The 21,682-nt window shown below is 71.4% G+C and carries 18 protein-coding genes and 2 tRNA genes; 12 read left to right on the top strand and 8 right to left on the bottom strand.

Annotated features, from left to right (window positions below; genetic code table 11):
* Positions 1-459 precede the first annotated feature (459 nt).
* The 5 genes from ACWGL3_RS07705 to ACWGL3_RS07685 all read left to right on the top strand — a co-directional run bounded on the left by ACWGL3_RS07705 (position 460) and on the right by ACWGL3_RS07685 (position 5,324).
* A complete protein-coding gene (locus tag ACWGL3_RS07705; protein WP_267948583.1) occupies positions 460-1,563 on the top strand; it encodes a PP2C family protein-serine/threonine phosphatase in 1,104 nt (367 codons plus the stop codon).
* A 289-nt stretch (positions 1,564-1,852) separates the two neighbouring features.
* Entirely contained in the window at positions 1,853-3,196 is a 1,344-nt protein-coding gene (mgtE, locus tag ACWGL3_RS07700; RefSeq protein ID WP_267948584.1) for a magnesium transporter, read from the top strand.
* A 95-nt stretch (positions 3,197-3,291) separates the two neighbouring features.
* Positions 3,292-3,489 (top strand): antitoxin, encoded by a 198-nt coding sequence (locus ACWGL3_RS07695; protein WP_267948585.1) that lies wholly within the window; start codon positions 3,292-3,294, stop codon positions 3,487-3,489.
* A 120-nt stretch (positions 3,490-3,609) separates the two neighbouring features.
* Complete coding sequence (locus ACWGL3_RS07690; protein WP_452461070.1) at positions 3,610-4,680, top strand: peptidoglycan DD-metalloendopeptidase family protein; 1,071 nt, start codon at positions 3,610-3,612, stop codon at positions 4,678-4,680.
* 92 nt (positions 4,681-4,772) lie between these two features.
* Positions 4,773-5,324 carry a (2Fe-2S) ferredoxin domain-containing protein gene (locus tag ACWGL3_RS07685; RefSeq protein ID WP_267948587.1) on the top strand — a complete coding sequence of 184 codons (552 nt, stop codon included), beginning with the start codon at positions 4,773-4,775 and terminating at the stop codon, positions 5,322-5,324.
* Between the two features lie 82 nt (positions 5,325-5,406).
* Here the strand turns inward: ACWGL3_RS07685 and ACWGL3_RS07680 are convergent, their stop codons facing one another.
* The 3 genes from ACWGL3_RS07680 to ACWGL3_RS07670 form a co-directional block, all read right to left on the bottom strand.
* Positions 5,407-7,272: an ABC transporter ATP-binding protein gene (locus ACWGL3_RS07680; RefSeq protein ID WP_267950276.1), complete on the bottom strand. Its 1,866-nt coding sequence runs from the start codon at positions 7,270-7,272 to the stop codon at positions 5,407-5,409.
* A gap of 158 nt (positions 7,273-7,430) precedes the next feature.
* Complete coding sequence (locus ACWGL3_RS07675) at positions 7,431-7,934, bottom strand: adenylyltransferase/cytidyltransferase family protein (RefSeq protein WP_267948588.1); 504 nt, start codon at positions 7,932-7,934, stop codon at positions 7,431-7,433.
* Positions 7,935-8,176: 242 nt separating this feature from the next.
* Positions 8,177-8,250, bottom strand: a tRNA-Gly gene (locus ACWGL3_RS07670).
* A gap of 117 nt (positions 8,251-8,367) precedes the next feature.
* Between ACWGL3_RS07670 and ACWGL3_RS07665 the strand changes: the two genes are divergently transcribed.
* The 6 genes from ACWGL3_RS07665 (at position 8,368) to ACWGL3_RS07640 (ending at position 14,553) form a co-directional block, all read left to right on the top strand.
* Positions 8,368-8,442 (top strand) — tRNA-Pro (locus ACWGL3_RS07665).
* 227 nt (positions 8,443-8,669) lie between these two features.
* Positions 8,670-10,115, top strand: a complete 1,446-nt coding sequence (tig, locus tag ACWGL3_RS07660; protein WP_267948589.1) for a trigger factor — start codon at positions 8,670-8,672, stop codon at positions 10,113-10,115.
* Positions 10,116-10,413: 298 nt separating this feature from the next.
* Positions 10,414-10,938 carry a ClpP family protease gene (locus ACWGL3_RS07655; RefSeq protein WP_267948590.1) on the top strand — a complete coding sequence of 175 codons (525 nt, stop codon included), beginning with the start codon at positions 10,414-10,416 and terminating at the stop codon, positions 10,936-10,938.
* A 64-nt stretch (positions 10,939-11,002) separates the two neighbouring features.
* Positions 11,003-11,659 carry an ATP-dependent Clp protease proteolytic subunit gene (locus tag ACWGL3_RS07650; protein ID WP_267948591.1) on the top strand — a complete coding sequence of 219 codons (657 nt, stop codon included), beginning with the start codon at positions 11,003-11,005 and terminating at the stop codon, positions 11,657-11,659.
* 279 nt (positions 11,660-11,938) lie between these two features.
* Complete coding sequence (gene clpX, locus ACWGL3_RS07645; protein ID WP_452461069.1) at positions 11,939-13,219, top strand: ATP-dependent Clp protease ATP-binding subunit ClpX; 1,281 nt, start codon at positions 11,939-11,941, stop codon at positions 13,217-13,219.
* A gap of 116 nt (positions 13,220-13,335) precedes the next feature.
* Entirely contained in the window at positions 13,336-14,553 is a 1,218-nt protein-coding gene (locus ACWGL3_RS07640) for a PP2C family protein-serine/threonine phosphatase (RefSeq protein WP_267949078.1), read from the top strand.
* A gap of 60 nt (positions 14,554-14,613) precedes the next feature.
* On the opposite strand, the gene ACWGL3_RS07635 is transcribed toward ACWGL3_RS07640, so the two are convergent.
* The 5 genes from ACWGL3_RS07635 to ACWGL3_RS07615 all read right to left on the bottom strand — a co-directional run bounded on the left by ACWGL3_RS07635 (position 14,614) and on the right by ACWGL3_RS07615 (position 19,669).
* Complete coding sequence (locus ACWGL3_RS07635; RefSeq protein ID WP_267949079.1) at positions 14,614-15,420, bottom strand: cyclase family protein; 807 nt, start codon at positions 15,418-15,420, stop codon at positions 14,614-14,616.
* 139 nt (positions 15,421-15,559) lie between these two features.
* Entirely contained in the window at positions 15,560-16,579 is a 1,020-nt protein-coding gene (locus ACWGL3_RS07630; protein ID WP_267949080.1) for an ABC transporter substrate-binding protein, read from the bottom strand.
* Positions 16,576-17,430 carry an ABC transporter permease gene (locus tag ACWGL3_RS07625; protein WP_452461068.1) on the bottom strand — a complete coding sequence of 285 codons (855 nt, stop codon included), beginning with the start codon at positions 17,428-17,430 and terminating at the stop codon, positions 16,576-16,578. Before ACWGL3_RS07625 ends, ACWGL3_RS07630 begins: the two co-directional genes overlap by 4 nt.
* The gene (locus ACWGL3_RS07620; protein WP_267949082.1) at positions 17,414-18,196 is read right to left on the bottom strand and encodes an ABC transporter ATP-binding protein; all 783 of its coding nucleotides are present in this window, start codon (positions 18,194-18,196) and stop codon (positions 17,414-17,416) included. Before ACWGL3_RS07620 ends, ACWGL3_RS07625 begins: the two co-directional genes overlap by 17 nt.
* Before the next feature lie 216 nt (positions 18,197-18,412).
* A complete protein-coding gene (locus ACWGL3_RS07615; protein WP_452461067.1) occupies positions 18,413-19,669 on the bottom strand; it encodes an MFS transporter in 1,257 nt (418 codons plus the stop codon).
* A gap of 174 nt (positions 19,670-19,843) precedes the next feature.
* Between ACWGL3_RS07615 and ACWGL3_RS07610 the strand changes: the two genes are divergently transcribed.
* On the top strand, positions 19,844-21,526 hold the full coding sequence (locus ACWGL3_RS07610) for a glycoside hydrolase family 13 protein (RefSeq protein ID WP_452461066.1): 1,683 nt from the start codon (positions 19,844-19,846) through the stop codon (positions 21,524-21,526).
* Positions 21,527-21,682 lie beyond the last annotated feature (156 nt).

Here is a 21,682-nt window from a genome sequence, read left to right as displayed (position 1 = left end):
GACCCTGGGGTCCGGCCGCGCCCCCGGGACGCGCGCCGCGCCCCGCCACCCGGACGCGGGCGGGTCCGGTCACCGCACAGTGTCCGAGAAGGGTGTACATCCCCGGAAAACAGAGCCGTTCCCCGGGACCGGGGAAGTGCCCGACTCCGTACGCTCGGTTATCGGCTGAACCCAAACCCTCGGTTTGGGGGAGAACACCGCTGGTTGCACGTGCCAGGGCGACATTCCGCGCGCTACAGTTCGTGCACAGTGGCGGGCCCTCGTTGTCCGCGGCACGGTGGTGCCCGTCGATCGGCGTCTCCAGCCACCACGACCGGGGAGTGCCCCACACCGCCCCGGCCCGCCGAACAGGTGCCCGGTGGCGACGCGGCCCCCGCGGCCGTCCGACCGTGCCGTCCGACCGCGCCGCCCGAGAGGGCGACCCCGCTGGTGAAGCGGGTGCGCCGATGATGAGGATCCATGAAGCCCACACCGACCGCCAAGACCACCCGGCTCCTGCGCTCCTCCGCGCAGAGGCTCGTCGCGGTGCTCCGGCGCAAGGTGCTGTTCCGCTACAGGCTCGTCCTCATCACCCTCGTCACCCTGGCCGTGGGGATCGGCGTCGGCGCCGTGTGGGGCCCCTCCGGGTGGTTCCCGCCCAGTTCCACGATCCTCACCGTCCTCGCGGGCGGTCTCCTCCTCAAGCGCAAGAGCCTGGCCTTCCTGCTCGGCGTGGTCGCCGCCGTCCTGGTCTTCGTCGCCTACATGCTCGACTTCGGCCAGGTCGGCCCCGGCCTGCTGGTCACGATCGGCGTCACCGCGGTCCTCTCCTACCTGCTGTCGGGCGTGCGCGAACGCCTGGGGGTGCAGGGCCTCAGCGGCGAGATGATGCTGCTGGACCTGCGCGACCGGATCCGGCACCAGGGCCGCATGCCCCGGCTCCCCGAGGGGTGGGGGCGGACCGCCGTCCTCCGCCAGGCCGGCGGCTCCTCCTTCGGAGGGGACTTCGTCGTCTCCATCCGCAGGGAGGACCGGCTGGACGTGGCCGTGGTGGACGTCTCCGGCAAGGGCGTGGACGCGGGGACCCGGGCGCTCATGCTCTCCGGGGCCTTCAGCGGACTCATCGGCGCGGTGCCCACGGGAGACTTCCTCTCCCACTGCAACGACTACCTGATGCGCAACAGCGGCGGCGAGGGCTTCGTGACCGCCGTGCACCTCAGTGTGGACCTCGACACAGGCGAGTACCAGATCGCCTCCGCGGGTCACCCGCCCGCGCTGCACTACGACAGCGGCGGCGGGCTCTGGAGCACCACCGAGGCCAAGGGCGTGGTCCTCGGGGTCATCCCCGAGATGACCTACACATCCGTCCAGGGCAAGCTCCGCCCCGGTGACGCCATCATGCTCTGCACCGACGGCCTCATCGAAACCCCTGGTGAAGACCTCGACGCGGGGATCGACCGGCTCCTCGGCGAGGCCGAGCGACTCGTCCCCCACGGGTTCGCCACCGGGGCCGGGGAGCTCGTCGACACCCTGTCCAAGGACAAGAACGACGACTGCGCCCTCGTCGTCCTCTGGCGCGACTGAGCCGCCCGGGCCCCGCGTGCCGCGCCGCGGGGGTGTGCGGTGCGGCGTCCGAGCCGGCCTGAGGGTAGGGTCGGAATGCTCCCCGTCCCCGCGTACGGCGGTCAGTCCGTACACGTCCCCGGATCGCCGTGCCCGCCCCCGCAGCCCCCGGGCGCCAACTCCCACGGCCCACCACACCAGTGACGACGGGACCGGAGCGGGGCCCCTCCACAGGCCCACCGCTATCCGAAGACTGGTGCCGCCCGCGGGTCCTCCCGCAGGGCGTAGGAGACGCGAGGGGGTGCTTCGCATGTCAGAAGGCGAGCGCGCTGAAGAACTGACCGATCTGGTCGAGAACAACGACCTGACCGGCATCCGGCTCTGGTTGGCCGAGCACAGGCCCTACGAGATCGCCGACGAACTCTCACGCATGGCCGGAGGCGAGGCGATCATCCCGTTCCGGCTCCTGGACAAGGACCGCGAGCTGGAGGTCTTCGAGGAACTCGACCCCAGCCAGCAGCAGGCCATCCTGCTCGGCCTCCGCGACAGCGCCTTCCACGAGATCCTGGAGGAGATGGACCCGGACGACCGGGCCCGCCTCATCGGGGAGGCGCCGGCGAAGATCGCCACCCGGGCCCTGGCCGGCCTCAGTCCCGCCGAGCGCAAGATGACCGCCGCCCTCCTGGGGTATCCCGAGGACGCCGTCGGCCGGTTCATGACCCCGGAGACCGTCATCCTGCACCGTGACCTGACGGTGCACCGCGCCCTGGAGGTCGTGCGCGCCCGGGGGGCGGACGCCGAGACCATCTACACCCTGCCGGTGGTGAGCGACGGCCGCCGACTGGTCGGCACGGTGACCCTGGGGGACCTGGTCGTCAGCGAAGACGACCGGCTGCTCAAGGACATCGTCGACGTGTTCGCCCCCCGCGTCGGCGCCTCGGAGTCCGCGGAGGACGCCGCACGCCTGATGCAGGAGGCCAACCTGGTCTCCCTGGCCGTGGTGGACTCCGAGGACCGGTTCGTGGGCCTGCTGACCTTCGACGACGCCCTGGAGGTCATCGAGGCCGCCGACTCCGAGGACATGGCCCGGCAGTCCGGCGCCAGCCCCGTCGGCGACCACTACGTCTCCGTCAGCGTGCTGCGGCTCGTGGGCGCGAGGTCGGTCTGGCTGATGCTGCTCATCGTCGCGGCCACGCTGACGGTCAACGTCATGCAGGCGTTCGAGGCCACCCTGGAGGAGGTCACGGCCCTGGCGATGTTCGTGCCGATGCTCATCGGCACCGGCGGGAACGTCGGCGCCCAGTCGGCCACCGCCATCGTGCGCGCCCTGGCCGTGGGCGAGGTGCGGGTGCGCGACCTCCCCCGGGTCATCTGGAAGGAGGCGCGGGTCGGGCTGCTCCTGGGCGTCATGCTCGCGGGCCTCGCCCTGGCCATCGGCTCCCTGCTCGTCGGGTTCGCCGTCGCCGCGGTGGTGGCGTGCTCGGTGGTCGCGGTGTGCACGTGGGCGGCGGTCATCGGATCGGCCATGCCGCTGCTCGCGCGCAAGGTCGGCGTGGACCCCGCCGTGGTGTCCTCACCGATGGTGGCGACCCTCGTGGACGCCACCGGCCTGATCATCTACTTCTCCATCGCCCGTCTCGTCCTGGGCATCTGATCCGCCGGGACCGACCGCCCGGACTGCACAATCCGCATGAAGAGGGTGTGAACCGGGTATCGCGTCAGGAGCAGGACGGATCTAGGGGGGATTCCATGTCCGGTACCGGAGATGCGTTCAAGCGGCTGAAGAAGGCCGTCGACGACAACGCCGAGAAGGCCCAGGGGCTGGTCGGCAAGGCAGCCGACGCCGCGAAGAGGGCTACGGGAGGTGCCCACGACGACAGGATCGACAAGGGGGCCGGAGCCGCGACGGAGTACCTGCGCAAGCGTGCACGGGAGGACAGGAAGTAGCGCCGGCCGCCGTGCGTGAGCGGGGCGGGCGGGGTGCGTCCACAATGGAGGATGCCCTCACCCGCCCCGTTCCCCTTCCCCGGCCCGGACGGGCCGGCCGCCCCGAAGGGGGCGCCGACCGTGCCGCGGCCCCCGGCGACCCTCTCCGCCGAACCCGGCGCGACGGACCGGGAGACCGAGCAGGACCCCGCCGACAGCCGTGTGCCCACCGTGGTTTCGGACGCCTCGAACACACCGCTGCGCGGAGGGGGCCCGAGGGCTTCCGGCGGCCCCCGGCGCCCGGTCGGATCCGGGGCGGGACGGGGAGGCGGACGCCTGCCGGTCCTGGCCGCCAGGGTCCGCATGCCGCTGATGTGGGCCGCCACCCTCCTCCTGCTCGCGGCCTACGCCGGCGTGCCGTGGTGGGCGGGCACGGGGCTGCTCGTCGCGGCCCTGGCCGTGTACCTGCGGCTCGGCACGGTGCGGCGCGAGCCCAGGGCGGTGCTGCCGCCGGTGCGCGGCAGGTGGATGGCGCTCACGAGCCCCGTTGACGGGACCCCGAGCCAGGGCAGCCACGCCTACGGGCAGACCTATGCGCTCGGCCTGGTCGCCGAGCCGGGGGGAGGGGCCCGGCCCGACATCGCCTGGCGTCCGCTCAGCCGCCCGCCGGAGGACTTCCCGGCGTTCGGCAGGGCCGTGTACGCCCCCGCCGACGGCACGGTGGTCACCGCGCACGACGGGCGGCGCGACCACCGCAGCCGCAACTCCTGGCCGTGGCTCTTCGGAGCGGTGGTGGAGAACGCCCTGCGGGAGCTGCGCGGCCCCTCGGGGATGCTCGGCAACCACCTCGTGATCGACGTCGGGGGCGGCGACCACCTGCTCCTCGGCCACCTGGCGCGGGGCTCCCTGGCGGTCGGCCGCGGGGACAGGGTGCGGGCGGGGCAGGTGGTGGCCAGGTGCGGCAACTCGGGGGCGTGCACCGAACCGCAGGTGCGGGTGCAGCTCATGGACCACAGGCGACCCCTGTTCGCGGCGGGCCTGCCGATCGTGTGGGCCCCGGGCTGGAACGGGCAGGACGACGGGGCGGGGCTGCCGGAGACCTGGCGGCCCGTCGTGGTCGAGGGCCCCGGGGTCGAGGAGGTACCCGCTGGTCAGGAGGCCGGGGGAGACGATTACGCTGGTGAGGTAAGGCGAACCTCACGAAACCGGTGAGAGGGGTGGGTGTGAGCGCTGCGGAGGGGCGGCCCTGTCAGTTGACGGTCTGCCGGGGGTGCTGCTGCGGGACCCGGAAGAAGGTCCCCGGCGTGGACCACAGGGCCCAGCTCGCCCGCCTCGGCGCCATCGAGGACCACTCCGGCCGTACCGTCCCCGTCCGCACCAGCAAGTGCCTGGGCATCTGCTTCGAGGCCGACGTGGTGGTCGTGCAGCCGTCCCGGGAGGGGCGCGCAGCCGGGGGCCGGCCCGTCTGGCTGGGGCGGGTCACCGAGGACGAGCTGCTCGAGGCCATCGACGACTGGATCTTCGACGGCGGTCCCGGCCTCGCGCCCCTGCCCGCGGTCCTGGCCGACCACGTCACCTCCAAGGACGCCAAGAAGCCGAAGAAGGGCAAGAAGCCCAAGCACTCCAAGGCCGCCAAGAAGGAGCGCAGGAAGGCCGGGAAGGGTTCCGGGGGGAAGGGGCCCGAGGGGGCGTCCCGGCCGGAGAAGGGGTCGGACGAGGGCCGGACGGGGCCCGAGAAGTCCGACAAGGCGAAGAAGAAGGCCAAGAAGGCCAAGAAGAAGGCGGACAAGGCCGAGAAGGCCGAGAAGAAGGCGAAGAAGGCCCGCAAGGAGGCCGAGAGGGCCGCACGCGGTTAGGGCGTGTCCCGCGGGCCGTCGCGCGGACCCGCGCTCCTGCCGGGACCCGCAGGGGATCCGGGAACGCGGCCCCGCCCCGGCCTCAGGCCCTCGACTGCGGCGCGAACTGGGTCCGGTAGAGGGCCGTGTAGAGCCCCTCGCGCCCCAGCAGCTCGTCGTGCGTGCCGCGCTCCAGGATGCGCCCGTCCTCCAGCACCAGGATCTGGTCGGCCTCGCGGACAGTGGCCAGCCGGTGCGCGATCACCAGGGACGTCCGTCCCTCCAGCGCGACCGCCAGGGCCTCCTGCACGGCGGCCTCGGACTCCGAGTCCAGGTGCGCGGTGGCCTCGTCCAGCACCACCACCGACGGAGCCTTCAACAACAGGCGGGCGATCGCCAGCCTCTGCTTCTCACCGCCGGAGAGCCGGTAACCCCGGTCGCCGACCATCGTGTCCAGGCCGTTCGGCAGCTGGTCCAGGAGCGTCCCGAGGCGGGCCATGCGCAGCGCCTCCTCCAGTTCGGCGTCGGTCGCCCCGGGGCGCGCGTAGCGGAGGTTCGCGCCCACCGTGTCGTGGAACAGCTGGGCGTCCTGTGTGACCACGCCCACCGCCTCGCGCAGCGAGTCCCCGGTCACCCCGCGCAGGTCCAGCCCGCCGACGCGCACCGCGCCCTCGGTGGGGTCGTACAGGCGGGAGACCAGGTGGGTCAGCGTCGTCTTGCCGGCGCCGGACGGCCCCACGAGGGCCACCATCGTGCCCGGCGCGGCCCGGAACGACACCCCGCTCAGCACCTGGGTGTCGTCGTCGACCTCGGCGTGCGGGGCCAGCTCCAGCGACGCGACCGAGGACTCGCGGGCCCCCGGGTAGCGGAAGGACACCTGGTCGAACTCGACGCCCAGGGGCCCCGGGGGGAGGTCCCGCGCGTCCGGGTCCTCCTTGAGGCCCGGTTCCAGGTCCAGCACCTCGAAGACCCGGTCGAAGGAGACCAGCGCGGTCATGATCTCCACGTGCACGTTGGACAGCGTCGTCACCGGCCCGTAGAGCCGTGTGAGCAGGGTGGTGAGCGCGACCAGGGTGCCCACCTCGAACGCCCCGCCGATCGCCAGCACCCCGCCGACCCCGTACACCATCGCCATCGCCAGGGCCGTGATCAGGCCCAGCATGCTGAAGAGCAGGGAGCCGAGGACGGCCTGGCGGACGCCCAGGTCGCGGACCCGGCCCGCCCGGTCCGCGAACCCGGCCGACTCCTCGTCCGGGCGGCCGTACAGCTTGACCAGCATCGCGCCGCCGACGTTGAACCGCTCGGTCATGAGGGAGCTCATGTCCGCGTTGTTGTCCATCGCGTCGCGGGAGATGTGGGCGAGCCTGCGCCCGATGAGCTTCGCGGGGACCACGAACAGCGGGACCAGGACGAGGGCGAGCAGTGTCACCTGCCACGACAGGGCGAGCATCGTGACGAGCACCGCCACCACGCTGATCAGGTTGGACAGCACCGACTGGAGCACGGAGGTGATCGCGCGCTGCGCGCCCACCACGTCCGTGTTGAGCCTGCTGATCAGCGAACCCGTCTGGGTGCGCGTGAAGAACGACAGCGGCATCCGCTGCACGTGGGTGAAGACCTGGGTGCGCAGCAGGTAGATGACGCCCTCGCCGATCCGCGCGGACAGCCACCGGCCGAGCAGCGTCAGCCCGCCCTCCAGGACGGCCAGCCCCGCCGCGGCGACGGCCAGCCACACCACGAGGGAGGTGTCCCCCGGGAGGATGCCCTCGTCGATGATGGCCCTGAGCAGGAGGGGGTTGGCGACCACGATGGCGGAGCCGACCGATGTCACCAGGAGGAACCACAGGATCGCCCGCCAGTGGGGGCGGGCGTAGGAGACGATCCGGCGGGTGAGGCCGGGGGGCAGTTGCTTGCCCTTCGCGCTCCCGTCGTTGACCAGGGACCTGTAGGAAGGTCTTCCCGACATCATGGACATGGGCGGCCCCGTTCTTCTCGCTGCTTCGCCACGCATGCGTCAACGCCCGCGCCCGTGCACGGCTTCCCGGGGAGAGCGCGCCGCCCGGCCGGCGGCCGGTGCGGGGCCGCCCGAAGCCGCCGTGCCAGGGGGCTCTCCGGCGGCTCGGGGGGTCAGAGGGAGTGGGCGAGCCGGCCCAGTGCGGCCGTGGTGGAGCGGCCGGGGGTGAACGGCAGCTCCCACGCCTGGGCGCCGAGGGCGTCGGCTCCGCGGATCTTGGCCTGCGTGTACCGGTCCCCGGCGGTGTACGCCAGGGCGGCGGGGTCGAGCGGGCGCAGGAGTTCGGCGTAGGCGGACCAGTCGGCGACCCCGGGCGGGCCCTCGATGACGAAGGCGCCGCTGACGCAGGCGAGCGCGGCCACCGTCTCGGCGCGCTCCTCGGCGGGGTTCACGGGGCGTCCGGGCCCCTTCCAGGCGCCCACCCTGCGGTCGGACTCGATGCCGACGACGAGGGGCAGGCCGCGTTCGGCGATGGACCGGAGGAAGCGGACGTGTCCGACGTGCAGGACGTCGAAGGCTCCGGTGACGACGGCGGGCCGCTCCAGGAGCTCGGGCCGCTCGAACCAGTGGGCGCCGAGGGGAGTGTCGGCGCCGTGCGTCGCGTCCGTGTCCGTCATTCAGCCACCCGTCCCAACGAAGCGAGGGCCCCCGTGTCCGATCCGCGCCGACGGGTTCGCCCGAAAGGTCAACGTACCCGTTCGGGGCGGGTATTCCGCCTCCGGGGAGCAGGGCCGGGCTCCCCGGTCCGCCGGGTCCGTGGGACGGCCGGGGCGTTCGCGCGGGGGTGTGCCGTGCCGTGGAGACGGGGCGCCCCGGTGCGAGGGCCCGGCAGGAGGGGCCGGGGCCCGGGGTGGAGCGGTGGAGCGGGCGACGAGAATCGAACTCGCATGACCAGCTTGGAAGGCTGGGGTTCTACCATTGAACTACGCCCGCGTGGCGCCGGAGCCTTCGAGTTTCCTCTAGACTCGTGGAGCCGACGGAGACAAGAGTACAGTCTCCCGAGCCGTGGTCGCACCCCCATCCCGGGAGTGCGATCCTTGGTGCGGTGTACGGGGTGTAGCGCAGCTTGGTTAGCGCGCATGCTTTGGGAGCATGAGGCCGCGGGTTCGAATCCCGCCACCCCGACGAAACCATCCGTGGCATCGGCCTCCGGCCGTACGCCGTGGCCCCCTGTGTATCTGCCCTAGACTTGGTGCGATCAGCAGGAAACTGTAAGTCCCAGCCCGTCGCAGGGCACCCCGTGTGAACGTGGTCGTCATGGCCCCGGGGTGCGCTCGTGCATTTCGCCGTTGTGTGTGGTGCGCCTGCGGGCCGACGCGGACACCAGCCGGCAAACCTAGGAGTACCGCCCCGTGAAGACCGATGTCGAGGAGCTGAGCCCCACCCGGGTCAAGCTGACCATCGAGGTGCCCTTCGAGGAGCTCGATCACGCTTTCGACGTGACGTACAAGTCGCTCGCCAAGCAGGTCCGGATCAAGGGCTTCCGCCCGGGCAAGGCGCCGGCGCGGCTGATCGACCGCTACGTCGGCCGCGGCGCGGTGATCAGCGAAGCGGTCAACCACGCCGTCCCGGAGCTCTACAACGAAGCCATCCAGAAGGAGGAGCTCTTCGCGCTCGGCCAGCCCGACGTGGAGGTCACCAAGCTGGAGGACAACGAGGAGCTCGCGTTCACCGCCGAGGTCGACGTCCGCCCCAAGTTCGAGGTCGAGAACTACAAGGGCATCGAGGTGACCGTCGACAGCGCCGAGGTCACCGACGAGCAGATCGACGAGCAGATCGGCACGCTGCGCGAGCGCTTCTCCACCCTCGTGGGGGCCGACCGCCCCGTCGAGACCGGTGACCACCTGTCCATCGACCTCTCCGCCGCGATCGACGGCGAGAAGCTCGACGACGTGGCGGTCAGCGGCTACTCCTACGAGGTCGGCACCAACGCCATGCTGGAGGGCCTCGACGAGACCCTCGTGGGCATGGAGGCCGGCGGCGAGGCCACCTTCAAGACCACCCTCGTCGGTGGTGAGCACGAGGGCAAGGAGGCGGACGTCACCGTCACCGTGCACAGTGTGAAGGTCAAGGAGCTGCCCGAGCTGGACGACGAGTTCGCCCAGCTGGCCTCCGAGTTCGACACGATCGAGGAGCTGCGCGACGACGTGCGCAAGCGCATGTCGGAGGTCCGCCGCCTCCAGCAGCTCTCCGCGGCCCGTGACAAGGCCCTGGAGCAGCTGATCGAGTCCGTCGACGTGCCGCTGCCCGACGCGGTCGTCGACGAGGAGATCACCCGCCGTCGCCAGAGCCTGGAGCAGCAGCTCGCCCAGGGCGGTCTCACCAAGGAGGCCTACCTGGAGTCGCAGGAGAAGACCGAGGAGGAGTTCGACGAAGAGCTCACCACGGGCGCCCGCTCGGCCGTCAAGGCCGGGTTCATCCTCGACCAGCTGGCGATCCAGGAAGACCTGAGCGCCGACCAGGGCGAGCTCAGCCAGTACGTGTTCGAGCAGGCCCAGCGCATGGGCGTGAGCCCGGACCAGCTGGCCCAGCACCTGGTCGAGTCCAACCAGATCCGCGTCGCCTTCACCGAGGTCGTCCGCGGCAAGGCCATGGACCTGGTCCTGGCCGGCGCCCGGGTCACCGACGAGGACGGCAACGTCATCGAGCAGGAGAACGCCGAGGAGACCGCGGCCAAGGCCGCCGCGGTCGCCGCCGAGGAGTCCCTCGAGGTCATCGAGGACGACGCCGAGGAGACCGGGGCCCCCGCGGCCGCGGCCGACGAGGCCGGCGACGACAAGTCCGAGGAAGCCAAGTAGGCTTCGCGCCCGGCGTGCACGGGCCCCGACCGACCCCTCGGGCCGGTCGGGGCCCGATGTGTTCGCTGGTGGAAGAAAGTGCTGTACGGGCCCTGCGCCACCCTGCGCTCAAAGCGAACAGGGACGGTATCCGGACGAGCCCGGCTTCCGTCGGCGTTAGTGTCGCTGTATCGCAACCGTTTCGATTCCGGAGCAGGTGACGAGAGTGCCGCCGACCTTTGATGAGTCCCCGCGATTCGACGCTCGTACGTCCGAGTCGCAGATTTCCCCTTTTATTGAGCAGACGCCTCAGCGCCTGTTGCGCCAGCGAATCGTTTTCCTCGGCCAGCAGGTCGACGACGAGATCGCCAACCGCCTGGTTGGTGAGCTCCTGCTGCTGTCCGCCGAGGACCGCCAGCGGGACATCACCCTGTACATCAACTCGCCGGGTGGGTCCGTGACCGCGGGCATGGCGATCTACGACGTCATGCAGTACATCCCCAACGATGTCCGTACCGTCGGCATCGGCATGGCCGCGTCCATGGGCCAGATGCTCCTGTGCGCCGGCGCCCCCGGCAAGCGCTACGCGCTGCCGCACACCCGCGTCATGATGCACCAGCCGTCCGGTGGTATCGGGGGCACCGCCTCCGACATCCGGATCCTGGCAGACCAGCTGCTGTACGTGAAGAAGATGTTCATCGAGAAGATCTCCGAGCACACGGGGCAGACGGTCGAGCAGATCGAGAAGGACGCCGACCGCGACCGCTGGTTCACCGCTCAGGCGGCCAAGGAGTACGGCTTCATCGACGAGGTGCTCGAGGGCACCCTCGACGTGACCAGGTGACCGTACCCAGAGTTGACCCGTCGGACCTGGTCCCAGGAACGGCGCAGTGCGTGGAAGGCGTGAAATGACCGAGTACAACCCCAGTCTCATCGGCGGCGCGGCCTCGATGGCTCCCCAGAGCCGCTACGTCCTGCCGTCCTACGTGGAGCGGACGTCGTACGGCGTCAAGGAGATGAATCCGTACAACAAGCTCTTCGAGGAGCGGATCATCTTCGTCGGCGTGCAGATCGACGACACGTCGGCCAACGACCTGATGGCCCAGCTCATCACCCTTGAGCAGCTCGACTCCGAGCGGGACATCCAGATGTACATCAACTCGCCCGGAGGGTCTTTCACGTCCCTCATGGCGATCTACGACACGATGCAGTTCGTGCGCCCCGACATCCAGACGGTGTGCATCGGCCAGGCCGCGTCGGCAGCCGCGATCCTGCTCGCGGGAGGCACGGCCGGGAAGCGCGGCGCGCTCCCCAACGCCCGGATCCTGATCCACCAGCCCGCGACCGAGGGCATGCACGGCCAGGCCAGCGACATCGAGATCCAGGCGAACGAGATCACCCGTATCCGTACGCAGCTGGAGACCACCCTGGCCCGCCACACCGGTCGTACGCCGGAGCAGGTCTCCAAGGACATCGAGCGGGACAAGATCCTCACGGCGGAGGAGGCCAAGGAGTACGGCATCATCGACTTCGTGCTGCCGTACCGCAAGGCCTCCCTCAAGTAGGGGTGTGACGGAGCCGAAAGTCCTTCCGCGGCCCCCTGGGAACGGGGTGTTCCGCCGGGGATTCTCGGCAGTGGTGAAGCGTGGGCCGGACCGGCCCTTGACCCGCCTGGGGGAGCCCGGTGGTGAAGCCGGTCCGGTTTTTCGCTTAGTCTGGCGGAGAGCGACACACAGATCGCCCCGTCCGTGACCTTCGTGGACGGGTACGGGAGATTCGACTTCCGTGCGGTTTCGCGTCAGAGCGGCACCGGCGGGGCGGCCTTAGTTTTGAGGAGTGGCTGGGTGGCACGCATCGGCGACGGCGGGGACCTGCTGAAGTGCTCATTCTGCGGTAAGAGCCAGAAGCAGGTGAAGAAGCTCATCGCCGGCCCCGGCGTGTACATCTGCGATGAGTGCATCGATCTGTGCAACGAGATCATCGAAGAGGAACTCGCCGACGCCACCGAGCTGTCGTGGGACTCGTTGCCGAAGCCGCGGGAGATCTACGAGTTCCTGGACTCGTATGTGATCGGTCAGGACCAGGCGAAGAAGGCCTTGTCGGTGGCGGTGTACAACCACTACAAGCGTGTGCGGTCGGAGGGTGAGCGTCCGGGGTCGGAGGGCGTGGAGATCGCGAAGTCCAACATCTTGCTGTTGGGTCCGACGGGGTCGGGGAAGACGCTGTTGGCGCAGACGTTGGCGCGGATCCTGAATGTGCCGTTCGCGATCGCGGACGCGACGGCGCTGACGGAGGCGGGGTATGTGGGGGAGGATGTGGAGAACATCCTGCTCAAGTTGATCCAGGCGGCTGATTACGATGTGAAGAAGGCCGAGACGGGGATCATCTATATCGATGAGGTCGACAAGGTCGCGCGTAAGAGTGAGAATCCCTCGATCACGCGTGATGTGTCGGGTGAGGGTGTGCAGCAGGCGTTGTTGAAGATCTTGGAGGGGACGACGGCGAGTGTGCCGCCCCAGGGTGGGCGCAAGCATCCGCACCAGGAGTTCATTCAGATCGATACGACGAATGTGTTGTTCATCTGTGGTGGGGCGTTCGCGGGTCTGGAGAAGATCATCGAGTCGCGGACGGGTCAGCAGGGGATGGGGTTCAATGCGGTTCTGCGGCCTCGGGGTGAGGTGGCGGAGTCGGGGTTGTTCGGTGAGGTGATGCCGGAGGATCTGTTGAAGTTCGGGATGATTCCGGAGTTCATCGGTCGGTTGCCGGTGATCACGAGTGTGGATGATCTGGATCGTGGGGCGTTGATCCGGATTTTGACGGAGCCGCGTAATGCGTTGGTGAAGCAGTATCAGCGGTTGTTCGAGTTGGACGGTGTGGGGTTGGAGTTCACGCCGGAGGCTTTGGAGGCGATTGCTGAGCAGGGGATTATTCGGGGGACGGGTGCGCGTGGGTTGCGGGCGATCATCGAGGAGGTGTTGTTGTCGGTGATGTACGAGGTGCCTTCGCGTGAGGATGTGGGGCAGGTGATCATCAGTCGGGAGACGGTGATCGACAACGTGAACCCCACGATCGTGCCGCGCATCCGCACCGAGCAGAACAGGCGGCGCCGCGACCGCTCGGCCTGACCCCGGCGGTCCCCGCTCCGTGGGGCGGACGGCAGGAGCGTGTCCCGGGGGACACGCGGCCTTCGTGCCGCCCCGAGCGCGCCCCCCGGTGTGAGACTTGCGGGGGAGGTGGGCGCATGGTCGACGGGTCCCCGATCGGTGAGGGCGAGCTCCTGTTCGAGGAGCTGGTCAGGTCCGTGCACGGCTGCGGGCCGATCGAGGTCCTGGAGGCGGCCGAGCGCTACGGCCAGGCCATCGGCCTCACGGCGGTCACCGTCCACGTGGTCGACATCCAGCAGAACCTCCTCTTCCCCCTCACCGGCGGACCCCCGCTCGGCGTCGACTCCACCGAGGCGGGGGAGGCCTACCGCTCCGACACGCTGCGGCTGGACGAGGGGGGCGACGGCGAACTGAGCCTGTGGCTCCCCCTGCGCGACGGCGCCGACCGCATGGGCGTCCTGCACGTCAGGACGGAGTCCCTGGACGAGCCCACCCTGCGCCGCTGCCAGACGCTGGCCTCCCTCCTGGCCCTGGTGGTCACCTCCAAACGCGCCTACAGCGACACCTACGTCCGCCACACCCGCACGCGGCCGGTGCAGCTGCGCACCGAGATGCTGCGCGCCTTCCTGCCGCCGCGCACGCTCGGCACCACGCGGGGGGTGTCCACCGCCGTCCTCGAACCCGCCTACGAGCTCGGCGGCGACGCCTTCGACCACTCGATCACGAAGGACACCCTGCACGCCGTCATCCTCGACGCGATGGGCCACGACCTGGCCTCCGGCCTGACCGCGTCGGTGGCCATGGCCGGGGCCCGCAGCGCCAGGCGCAACGGGGCCGACCTCGCCGAGCTCACCGCGAGTGTGGAGAAGGCCCTGCTCCAGTGGCTTCCCGAACGCTTCTGCACGGGTGTCTTCGCCACCCTGGAGCTGGCCGACGGGATGTTCTCCTGGGCCAACTGCGCCCACCCCACGCCCCTGCTCATCCGGGACCGCCGCCTGGTGCCCGGGGCCCTGGACCGGGAACCGGAGGTGCCCCTCGGCCTCGGCGGCGTCCTGGGCGGGACCGAGGCGCGCACCGTCCACCGCGTCCGGCTCGAACCCGGAGACCAGGTGCTGCTCTACACCGACGGCGTGACCGAGGCCCACGACAGCGAGGGGCGGATGTTCGGCCTCGAGCAGTTCGCGGACTTCGTCATCCGTGCGGCCTCCGCCGACGAGCCCGCCCCCGAGACCCTGCGGCGCCTCATCCACGCCATCCACGAGCACCAGCGCGGCAGCTTCACCGACGACGCCACCATCATGCTGCTGGAATGGCACCCGGACGGCCGCGGGGCGCCGCGCTCCCGGGGGTGCTGAGGAACCGCCCTGTGGGCCCGGCCGCGCCGCCGCGCCGGGGGCGGCGCGCCGCGGCCGTCGTCACCACAGGGCCAGCACCCTGCTCGGCCCGCCGGAGGCGTCCAGCCCCGGCATCACCCCGATGCTGAGCAGGGCTCCGGTCGGCGGCAGCCGGTCCAGTCCCGTCAGCGACTCCAGCCCCCACCGGTCGGCGCGGCCGAGCACCTCGTGCGCGGCGAAGTCCGTGGAGCGACCCGGGTCGGTGCTCAGCGTGTCGACCCCCACCCCGGCGACCCGCCTCCGGGCGACCAGGAACTCGCACGCCTCCGCGCCGAAGCCGGGGAAGTGCCACGAGCCGTCGGCCGCCACCCCGCGCACCGCCTCGTCCCCCCGCGCCCAGCGGGCGCTCCACCCCGAGTTCATCAGCACCGCCGCCCCGGCCGGGATCTCCCCGTGCGCCCGCTCGAACGCCAGGACGTCGTCCACCGTGACCGTGGTGTCCGGATCCTCCGCGGCGCGGGCCCTGACGTCGATGACGGCGGCGGGCGCGACCAGCTCCTCCGGCCGGATGTCGGGGACCAGGCGGCCGCCGCCGATCACGTGCCCGGGGGCGTCCAGGTGCGTCCCCGTGTGCTCACCGAACGTCCACTGCTGCACGTAGAGGCCGAACTCCCCCTCGGGGGCGGCCTCGGAGACCGTCTCCCGCACGGGTTTCACGTCGTCCCACCCGGCCATCGTCGGCGAGATCACGTGGCTCAGGTCGGCCACCCGGTGGAAGGCCCGGGGCCACGGAAGGGGGCCGGGCGGCGGGGGCGGGGGGCCGGCCGGGGCGGAGTCGGACAGGCCGTTCCGCGCGCGGACGGTCTCACCGGTTCCGTGGAGGCACATGGGGTCCCTTTCGTGTCGTGTCCTCTGCCGTATGCCCGGGCGGGGACCGGGACAACCTGTGCGCGGCCCCCTGTGGACGGGCTCCGACACGCTACCGGGCGCGGCGGTCGGCGGGCGGCGGAACCGCGCGGGCCCCGCGTCAGCTGCCGTCCTCGGCGGCGACGGTGTCGAACACCAGGTCGCCCCAGCTCTCCGGGGCGGTGCCGATGGCGCCGATCTCGGCCATGAACGAGCCGATCCTCTCCAGGCCCTGCGGCGCGGTCGTGTACTCGATGCCGTCCCGGCCCAGGTGCTCCAGGTACTCCTCCGCCGTGACCGCCCCGTTCTCGGCCTCGGACAGGATGCGGGCGGCCGCCTCGGGGTCCCCGGTGATCAGCTCGTTGGCGCGTTCCACGCAGGCGTGCAGGGCCTCGACGACGTCGGGGTTCTCCTCCGCGTAGTCCTCCATGGCGGTGACCACGTTGAAGCCGTGCGGACCGCCGAGGACCTCGTAGCTGTCGAGGAGCACCCGCGCGCCCTCGGCCTCGGCCTGGTACTGGAACGGCGGAGCGGTGACCGCCGCCGCGATCTGTCCGCTGAGCAGGGCCTGGAGGGCGTCGGGGTGGGGCATGGCCACCAGGTTGCCGGTGAACCGGTCCGGGTCGCCGAACTCCTCCCGGGCGGCGTGCGCCAGCACGATCGACTGGATCGAGCCCGGTTGGGGCGAGGAGATGCGGTCGGCGCCGGTGATGTCGGACAGGCTCCGGATGCGGTCGTCCGTGGTGACCATCCACAGCGGCATGTTGTTCAGGCCGGTGACGACCTTCCACGGGACGCCGCTGTCGCGTGCCTGGAGGAAGGGCGCCAGGCCGCCGGTGCCCGCCTGGAGGCTGCCCGCGAGCATGCCGTCCCGGCTCGCCGAGCCCCCGCTCAGCACCTGCCACTCGACGGTGCGGTCGGGCAGTGCCTCCGCCAGCCACCCCCTGGCCTCGACGACGGTCAGCGACGCGTAGCTGAGCCCGTATCCGGTGGCGATCGCCACCGTGCCGGACCCGTCCGAGGCCCCGGAGCCGTCGGAGCACCCCGCGGCGCCCACGACGGCGGCGCCCGCGAGCAGGCCGAGGCCGCCGCGGAGCACGTCGCGGCGTCCGGGGGACCGTGGTGTACGGATGGCGGTCACAGGGCGGCTCCCTCTTTCATGCCCCAGCGGACGACGGTCCGCCGCTCCAGCAGTGTGAACAGCAGGTCCAGCGCGATCCCGATCAGCGCGATGGTCACCAGGCCCGCGAAGACGTCCGGGATGTCCAGGTGGAAGCGGGCCTCGTTGATGAAGAACCCGAGCCCTCCCTGCGCGCCCGCGACCCCGAAGACCAGCTCGGCGGCGATGACGGTGCGCCAGCCGAACGCCCAGCCCGTCCTGACCCCGGCGACGGTGTGCGGCAGGGCCGCGGGCAGGTGCACGTCCCGGATCAGCCGCCACGAGCGCAGGCCGAGGCTGCGGCCGACCATGAGCGTGGTGGCCGGGACGGTGCGGAAGCCCATGCCGATGTTGACCGCCATCGGCCACAGGACGGCGTTGGCCACCACGAACACCAGGGCGGTCTCGTCGAGGCCGAACCACAGCATGGCCAGGGGCAGGATCGCCACCGACGGCAGGGGGTTGACCATCGCGGTGAGCAGCGTCAGCAGGTCGTCGCCGAAGCGCGTGGCGACCGCGAGGGCGGTGAGCACGACGGCCAGCGCCGTGCCGATGAGCATCCCCAGGCCGAGGATCCGCAGGGTGGTGAGGGTGGGTCCCACCAGGGCGCCGCCGCCCCACCCCTCCGCGAACGCGGCGGCCACGTCCCAGGGCCCCGCGAAGACGAGCGGACTGACGCCGGCGGCGACCACGTACAACTGCCACACCCCGAGCAGCGCCACCAGGAGGGCGCTCCTGCGCAGGCCGACGGGAAGCCGCGACCAGGGGCCGTCCGACCGCCGGCCCCCTGCGCCGGCGTCGGCGGGCGGCGCGGTCTCAGTCGAGGACGGCACGGCCGGCCTCCTCCCTGTCGTCGGAGAGCAGCGCGCGCAGGCGGCGGCGCGCCGCGGTGAACCCCTCGGTGTCCGGGCTGTCCAGGCCGGCGACGTCGAGGGTCTCCACGACGGACGAGGGGCGCCCGCCCAGCACCACCACCCGGTCGCCGAGCAGCACGGCCTCGTCGATGCTGTGGGTGACGAAGAGGATGCTCACGCGGGTGCGCCGGGCCAGTCCGGCCAGTTCCGCCTGGAGGCGTCCGCGCGTCTGGGCGTCGAGGGCGCCGAAGGGTTCGTCCATCAGCAGCATGCGGGGCTCCAGGGCGAACGCGCGGGCGATCGCGACGCGCTGCTTCATGCCCCCCGAGAGCTGGTGGGGGTGGCGGTCCAGGGCGTGTCCGAGCCCCATCAGCTCCAGCTGGGCCGTGGCCCGTGCGCGCGCCTCGTCGCGCGGCGTGCCGGTCGCGCGCAGCGCGTAGGCGACGTTGCCGAGGACGGTGCGCCAGGGGAAGAGCTGGTCCAGTTCCTGGAAGACCACGGCCCGGTCCGGGGCGGGGCCCTCCACCTCCGCGCCGTGGAAGGAGATCCGCCCGGCGGAGGGGGTGAGGAAGCCGGCGACGGCCTTGAGGACGGTGGACTTCCCGCAGCCGGAACGGCCGATCAGCATCACGGTCTCGCCGTGGCCGACGGTGAGGTCGGCGCCGGCGACCGCCGGTACGCGGCCGCCCGGGCCCGGGTACCCGATCGCGACCCCGTCGACGGACAGGAGCGGTTCTGCGCCCATCGGGACTCCTCTCTCGTTGCGCGGTGTCGTGGCCGGCGGGTGCGCGGCGCCATCTTCCGACTAAAGCAGTAGGAAATATAGACTATTTGGGCGGGTCCGGCCACCGCGTCGACGCACGGGGGGCTGTAGGGGCGGCGGTGGATCAGGGCCTGTGCAGGTCAGGCGTGGTGCCCGGGCGGCCCGGGGCGGTCGGCGCCGGCTCGGCCGCGGGCGGTGTCAGTGCCGCGCCGGGACGGCGCGGAGGTTCCGGACGGGGCGCACCATGAGCAGCACCAGGCCCACCACGAGGGTGGCCGCCCCGCCGACGAGCAGGAGGGGCCGCGCCCCGAAGAGCTCCGCGGCCGGTCCCGCCAGGGCCTGCCCCACGGGCATCATCGCCAGGGAGCCCGCCATCTCGTAGGAGTGGATCCGGCCGAGGACCGGGCGGGGGGTGTGGGTCTGCACGCTGGTGCTCCACATGACGCCCCAGAAGCCCATCATCGCGCCGCTGACCGCCGCACCCAGGGCCAGCGCGGACGCCGGGAGGCCCAGCCCGACGCTGACGGAGAACGCTCCGGCGCCGAACAGCGCGAGCGTGCCCGCCCGGAGGGGGAACCGCGGCCGCACCCGCATCGCCACCAGGCCGCCCAGGGCCGTGCCGCCGCCCAGGGCGGAACTGACGAGTCCGAACGCCTGGGCGCCGTGGCCGGTGATGATCTCACTCGCGGTCAGGGGGACCTGAGGTCCCCACATGCTCACCATCAGCACCATCCACAACAGGATCACCGACCACATCCAGGTGCGGCTGCGGAACTCGCGCCACCCCTCCGCCAGGTCGGCGGCGTAACCGGGCCCCTGGCCCCGCCGTCTGACCGTCCCGGGCAGTCGGACGAACCCCAGCAGGACCGCCCCCACCGCGTAGGCGCCCGCGTGGACGGCCAGGACGCCGGCGGCGGAGAACAGGGCCACCAGCAGCCCGGCCACGGCCGGGCCCAGCAGCATGGCGAGGGCCTCGGCGGTGCGGATGACCGCGTTCGCCCCGTGCACGTCCCCGGACACCCGCGGGATCACCGAGCCCACGCCCGGCTGGAACGCGCCTGCGGCGATCCCGTTCACGGCGCCGATCACGCAGATCTGCCACAGCACCACGTGCCCGGTCAGGAAGAGGACCGCCACCGTGCCCTGGGTCGCCACGCGCACCAGGTCGGCCGCGATCATCAGCCGGCGCGCCCCCCAGCGGTCGGACAGCACTCCGCCGAAGACCACGAAGGCCACGAAGCACGCGGAGAAGGACGCCATCGCCAGGCCGATCCCGCCGGCCCCGTGTCCGTGCGCGATCAGCCCGGCCGACAGGGCGACGGGCAGCATCCCGTCACCGAGCTTGGCCACGACGCGGGCGGAGAAGAACAAGGAGAAGTTCCGCGACCACAGCTTCCGTCCGCCGCCCGACCGCCACACGCCTTCGACCTGCTCCGACAGTGCGCCGCGCCCCATATTTCCCGCTTTCCTTCGATCGGACCCGGTTCGTCCGAGCGGTTCGCCACCCTACCGGTCCAGACCAGTTGGCGGGGATCTTGCGGGAATCGGGAAGACGATCGAGGAAAACTGTCCCGACCCGGGGCGCTCCAGTAACTTGGCTCACACGCGGCCGCGGAGGAGAGGACCCCTATGCCCCTGGAGCAGAGCGCCGACTGGTGGAAGTCCAGCGTCGTCTACCAGATCTATCCGAGCAGCTTCCACGACAGCGACGGCGACGGGGTCGGCGACCTTCCCGGCGTCATCGCCAGGCTCGACTACCTGAAACTCCTGGGCGTCGACGTCGTGTGGCTCTCACCCGTCTACCCCTCGCCGTGGGACGACAACGGGTACGACATCAGCGACTACCGGGACATCCACCCCCGGTTCGGCACCCTGGAGGACTGGGACCGGCTGCGCGACGGGCTGCACGAGCGCGGGATGCGCCTGGTGATGGACCTGGTCGTCAACCACACCAGCGACGAGCACCCGTGGTTCACCGCCTCCCGCGCGGGGGACCCCGACAAGCGCGACTTCTACTTCTGGAGGCCCGGGCGCGACGGCGGGCCGCCCAACAACTGGGGCTCGGTGTTCTCCGGCCCCGCCTGGACCCAGGACGAGGCCACCGGCGAGTACTACCTGCACCTGTTCACCCGGCGCCAGCCCGATCTGAACTGGGAGAACCCACGGGTGCGCGAGGCCGTCCACGACGTGGCGCGCTGGTGGCTGGACCGGGGCGCCGACGGGTTCCGCATGGACGTGATCAACTTCGTCTCCAAGACGCGGCAGATGCCCGACGGCCCGGTCTCGGGGGAGCACGGGCACGGGTCCTTCGCCGAGTACGCCGTGAACGGCCCCCGCCTGCACGAGTTCCTGCACGAGATGCACAGGGAGGTCTTCGCGGGCAGGGACGTGCTCACCGTCGGCGAGATGCCCGGGGTGGACGTGGCGCAGGCCCGCGTGCACACCGACCCCGCCAACCGCGAGCTCGACATGGTGTTCCAGTTCGAGCACGTGGAACTCGACCACGGGCCCGGCGGCAAGTTCGACCCGCGCCCCCTGGACCTGCGCGATCTCAAGCGCTCCCTCAACCGCTGGCAGGAGGGCCTGGGCGGGACCGGCTGGAACAGCCTGTACTGGAACAACCACGACCAGCCCCGGGCGGTGTCGCGCTTCGGGGACGAGCGGTACCGGGTCGAGTCGGCGACCGCCCTGGCCACGACCCTGCACATGATGAAGGGGACGCCGTACGTCTACCAGGGCGAGGAGCTGGGGATGACCAACGCCCACCTCGCCGACATCGGCGACTACCGGGACGTGGAGACCCTCAACTACCACCGCGCCGCGGTGGAGGGCGGCAGGGTGGACGCGGACGCCGCCATGGCGGGCATCGCCCGGATGAGCCGGGACAACGCGCGCACGCCCATGCAGTGGGACGCCTCGCCCAACGCCGGGTTCACCACCGGTACGCCGTGGATCGGGGTCAACCCCAACCACGTCGAGATCAACGCGGAGGCGGCCGTCGCCGACCGGGGCTCGGTGTTCCACTACTACCGGCGCCTGATCGCGCTGCGCAAGGAGCACCCGGTGATCGTGCACGGCCGGTTCGAGCCCCTGGCGGAGGAGGACCCCGCGGTGTACGCCTACACCCGGACCCTGGACGACCGGGTGCTGACGGTACTGGTGAACTGGGGCGCCGACACGGCTCAGCTGGACCTGGACCCCAAGGTCGCCGGGCGCGATCCCGAACGGCTGATCGGCAACTACCCCGAGGAGGACGGGCTGTTCGCGCCCCTGCGTCCCTGGGAGGCCCGCGTCCACCTGGGGAGGTCCTGACCCTCCTGCCCGCCGGCCCGGGGTCCGGACCCCGGGCCGGGGCGTGCTCCTGCGACGCCTGACCTGGGGCGGAGTCCGTCCGGCGGGTTCAGAATTTTTGAAATCCGTGGGAAGTGAGGTTAGACTAACCTTTGTTCTGTCGGGGTTCTCCCGTTT

It is taken from the genome of Nocardiopsis sp. NPDC055824 (assembly GCF_053616335.1).
The sequence above is the reverse complement of the archived record's forward strand: the minus strand, read 5'-3'. Positions and strand labels throughout refer to the sequence as shown.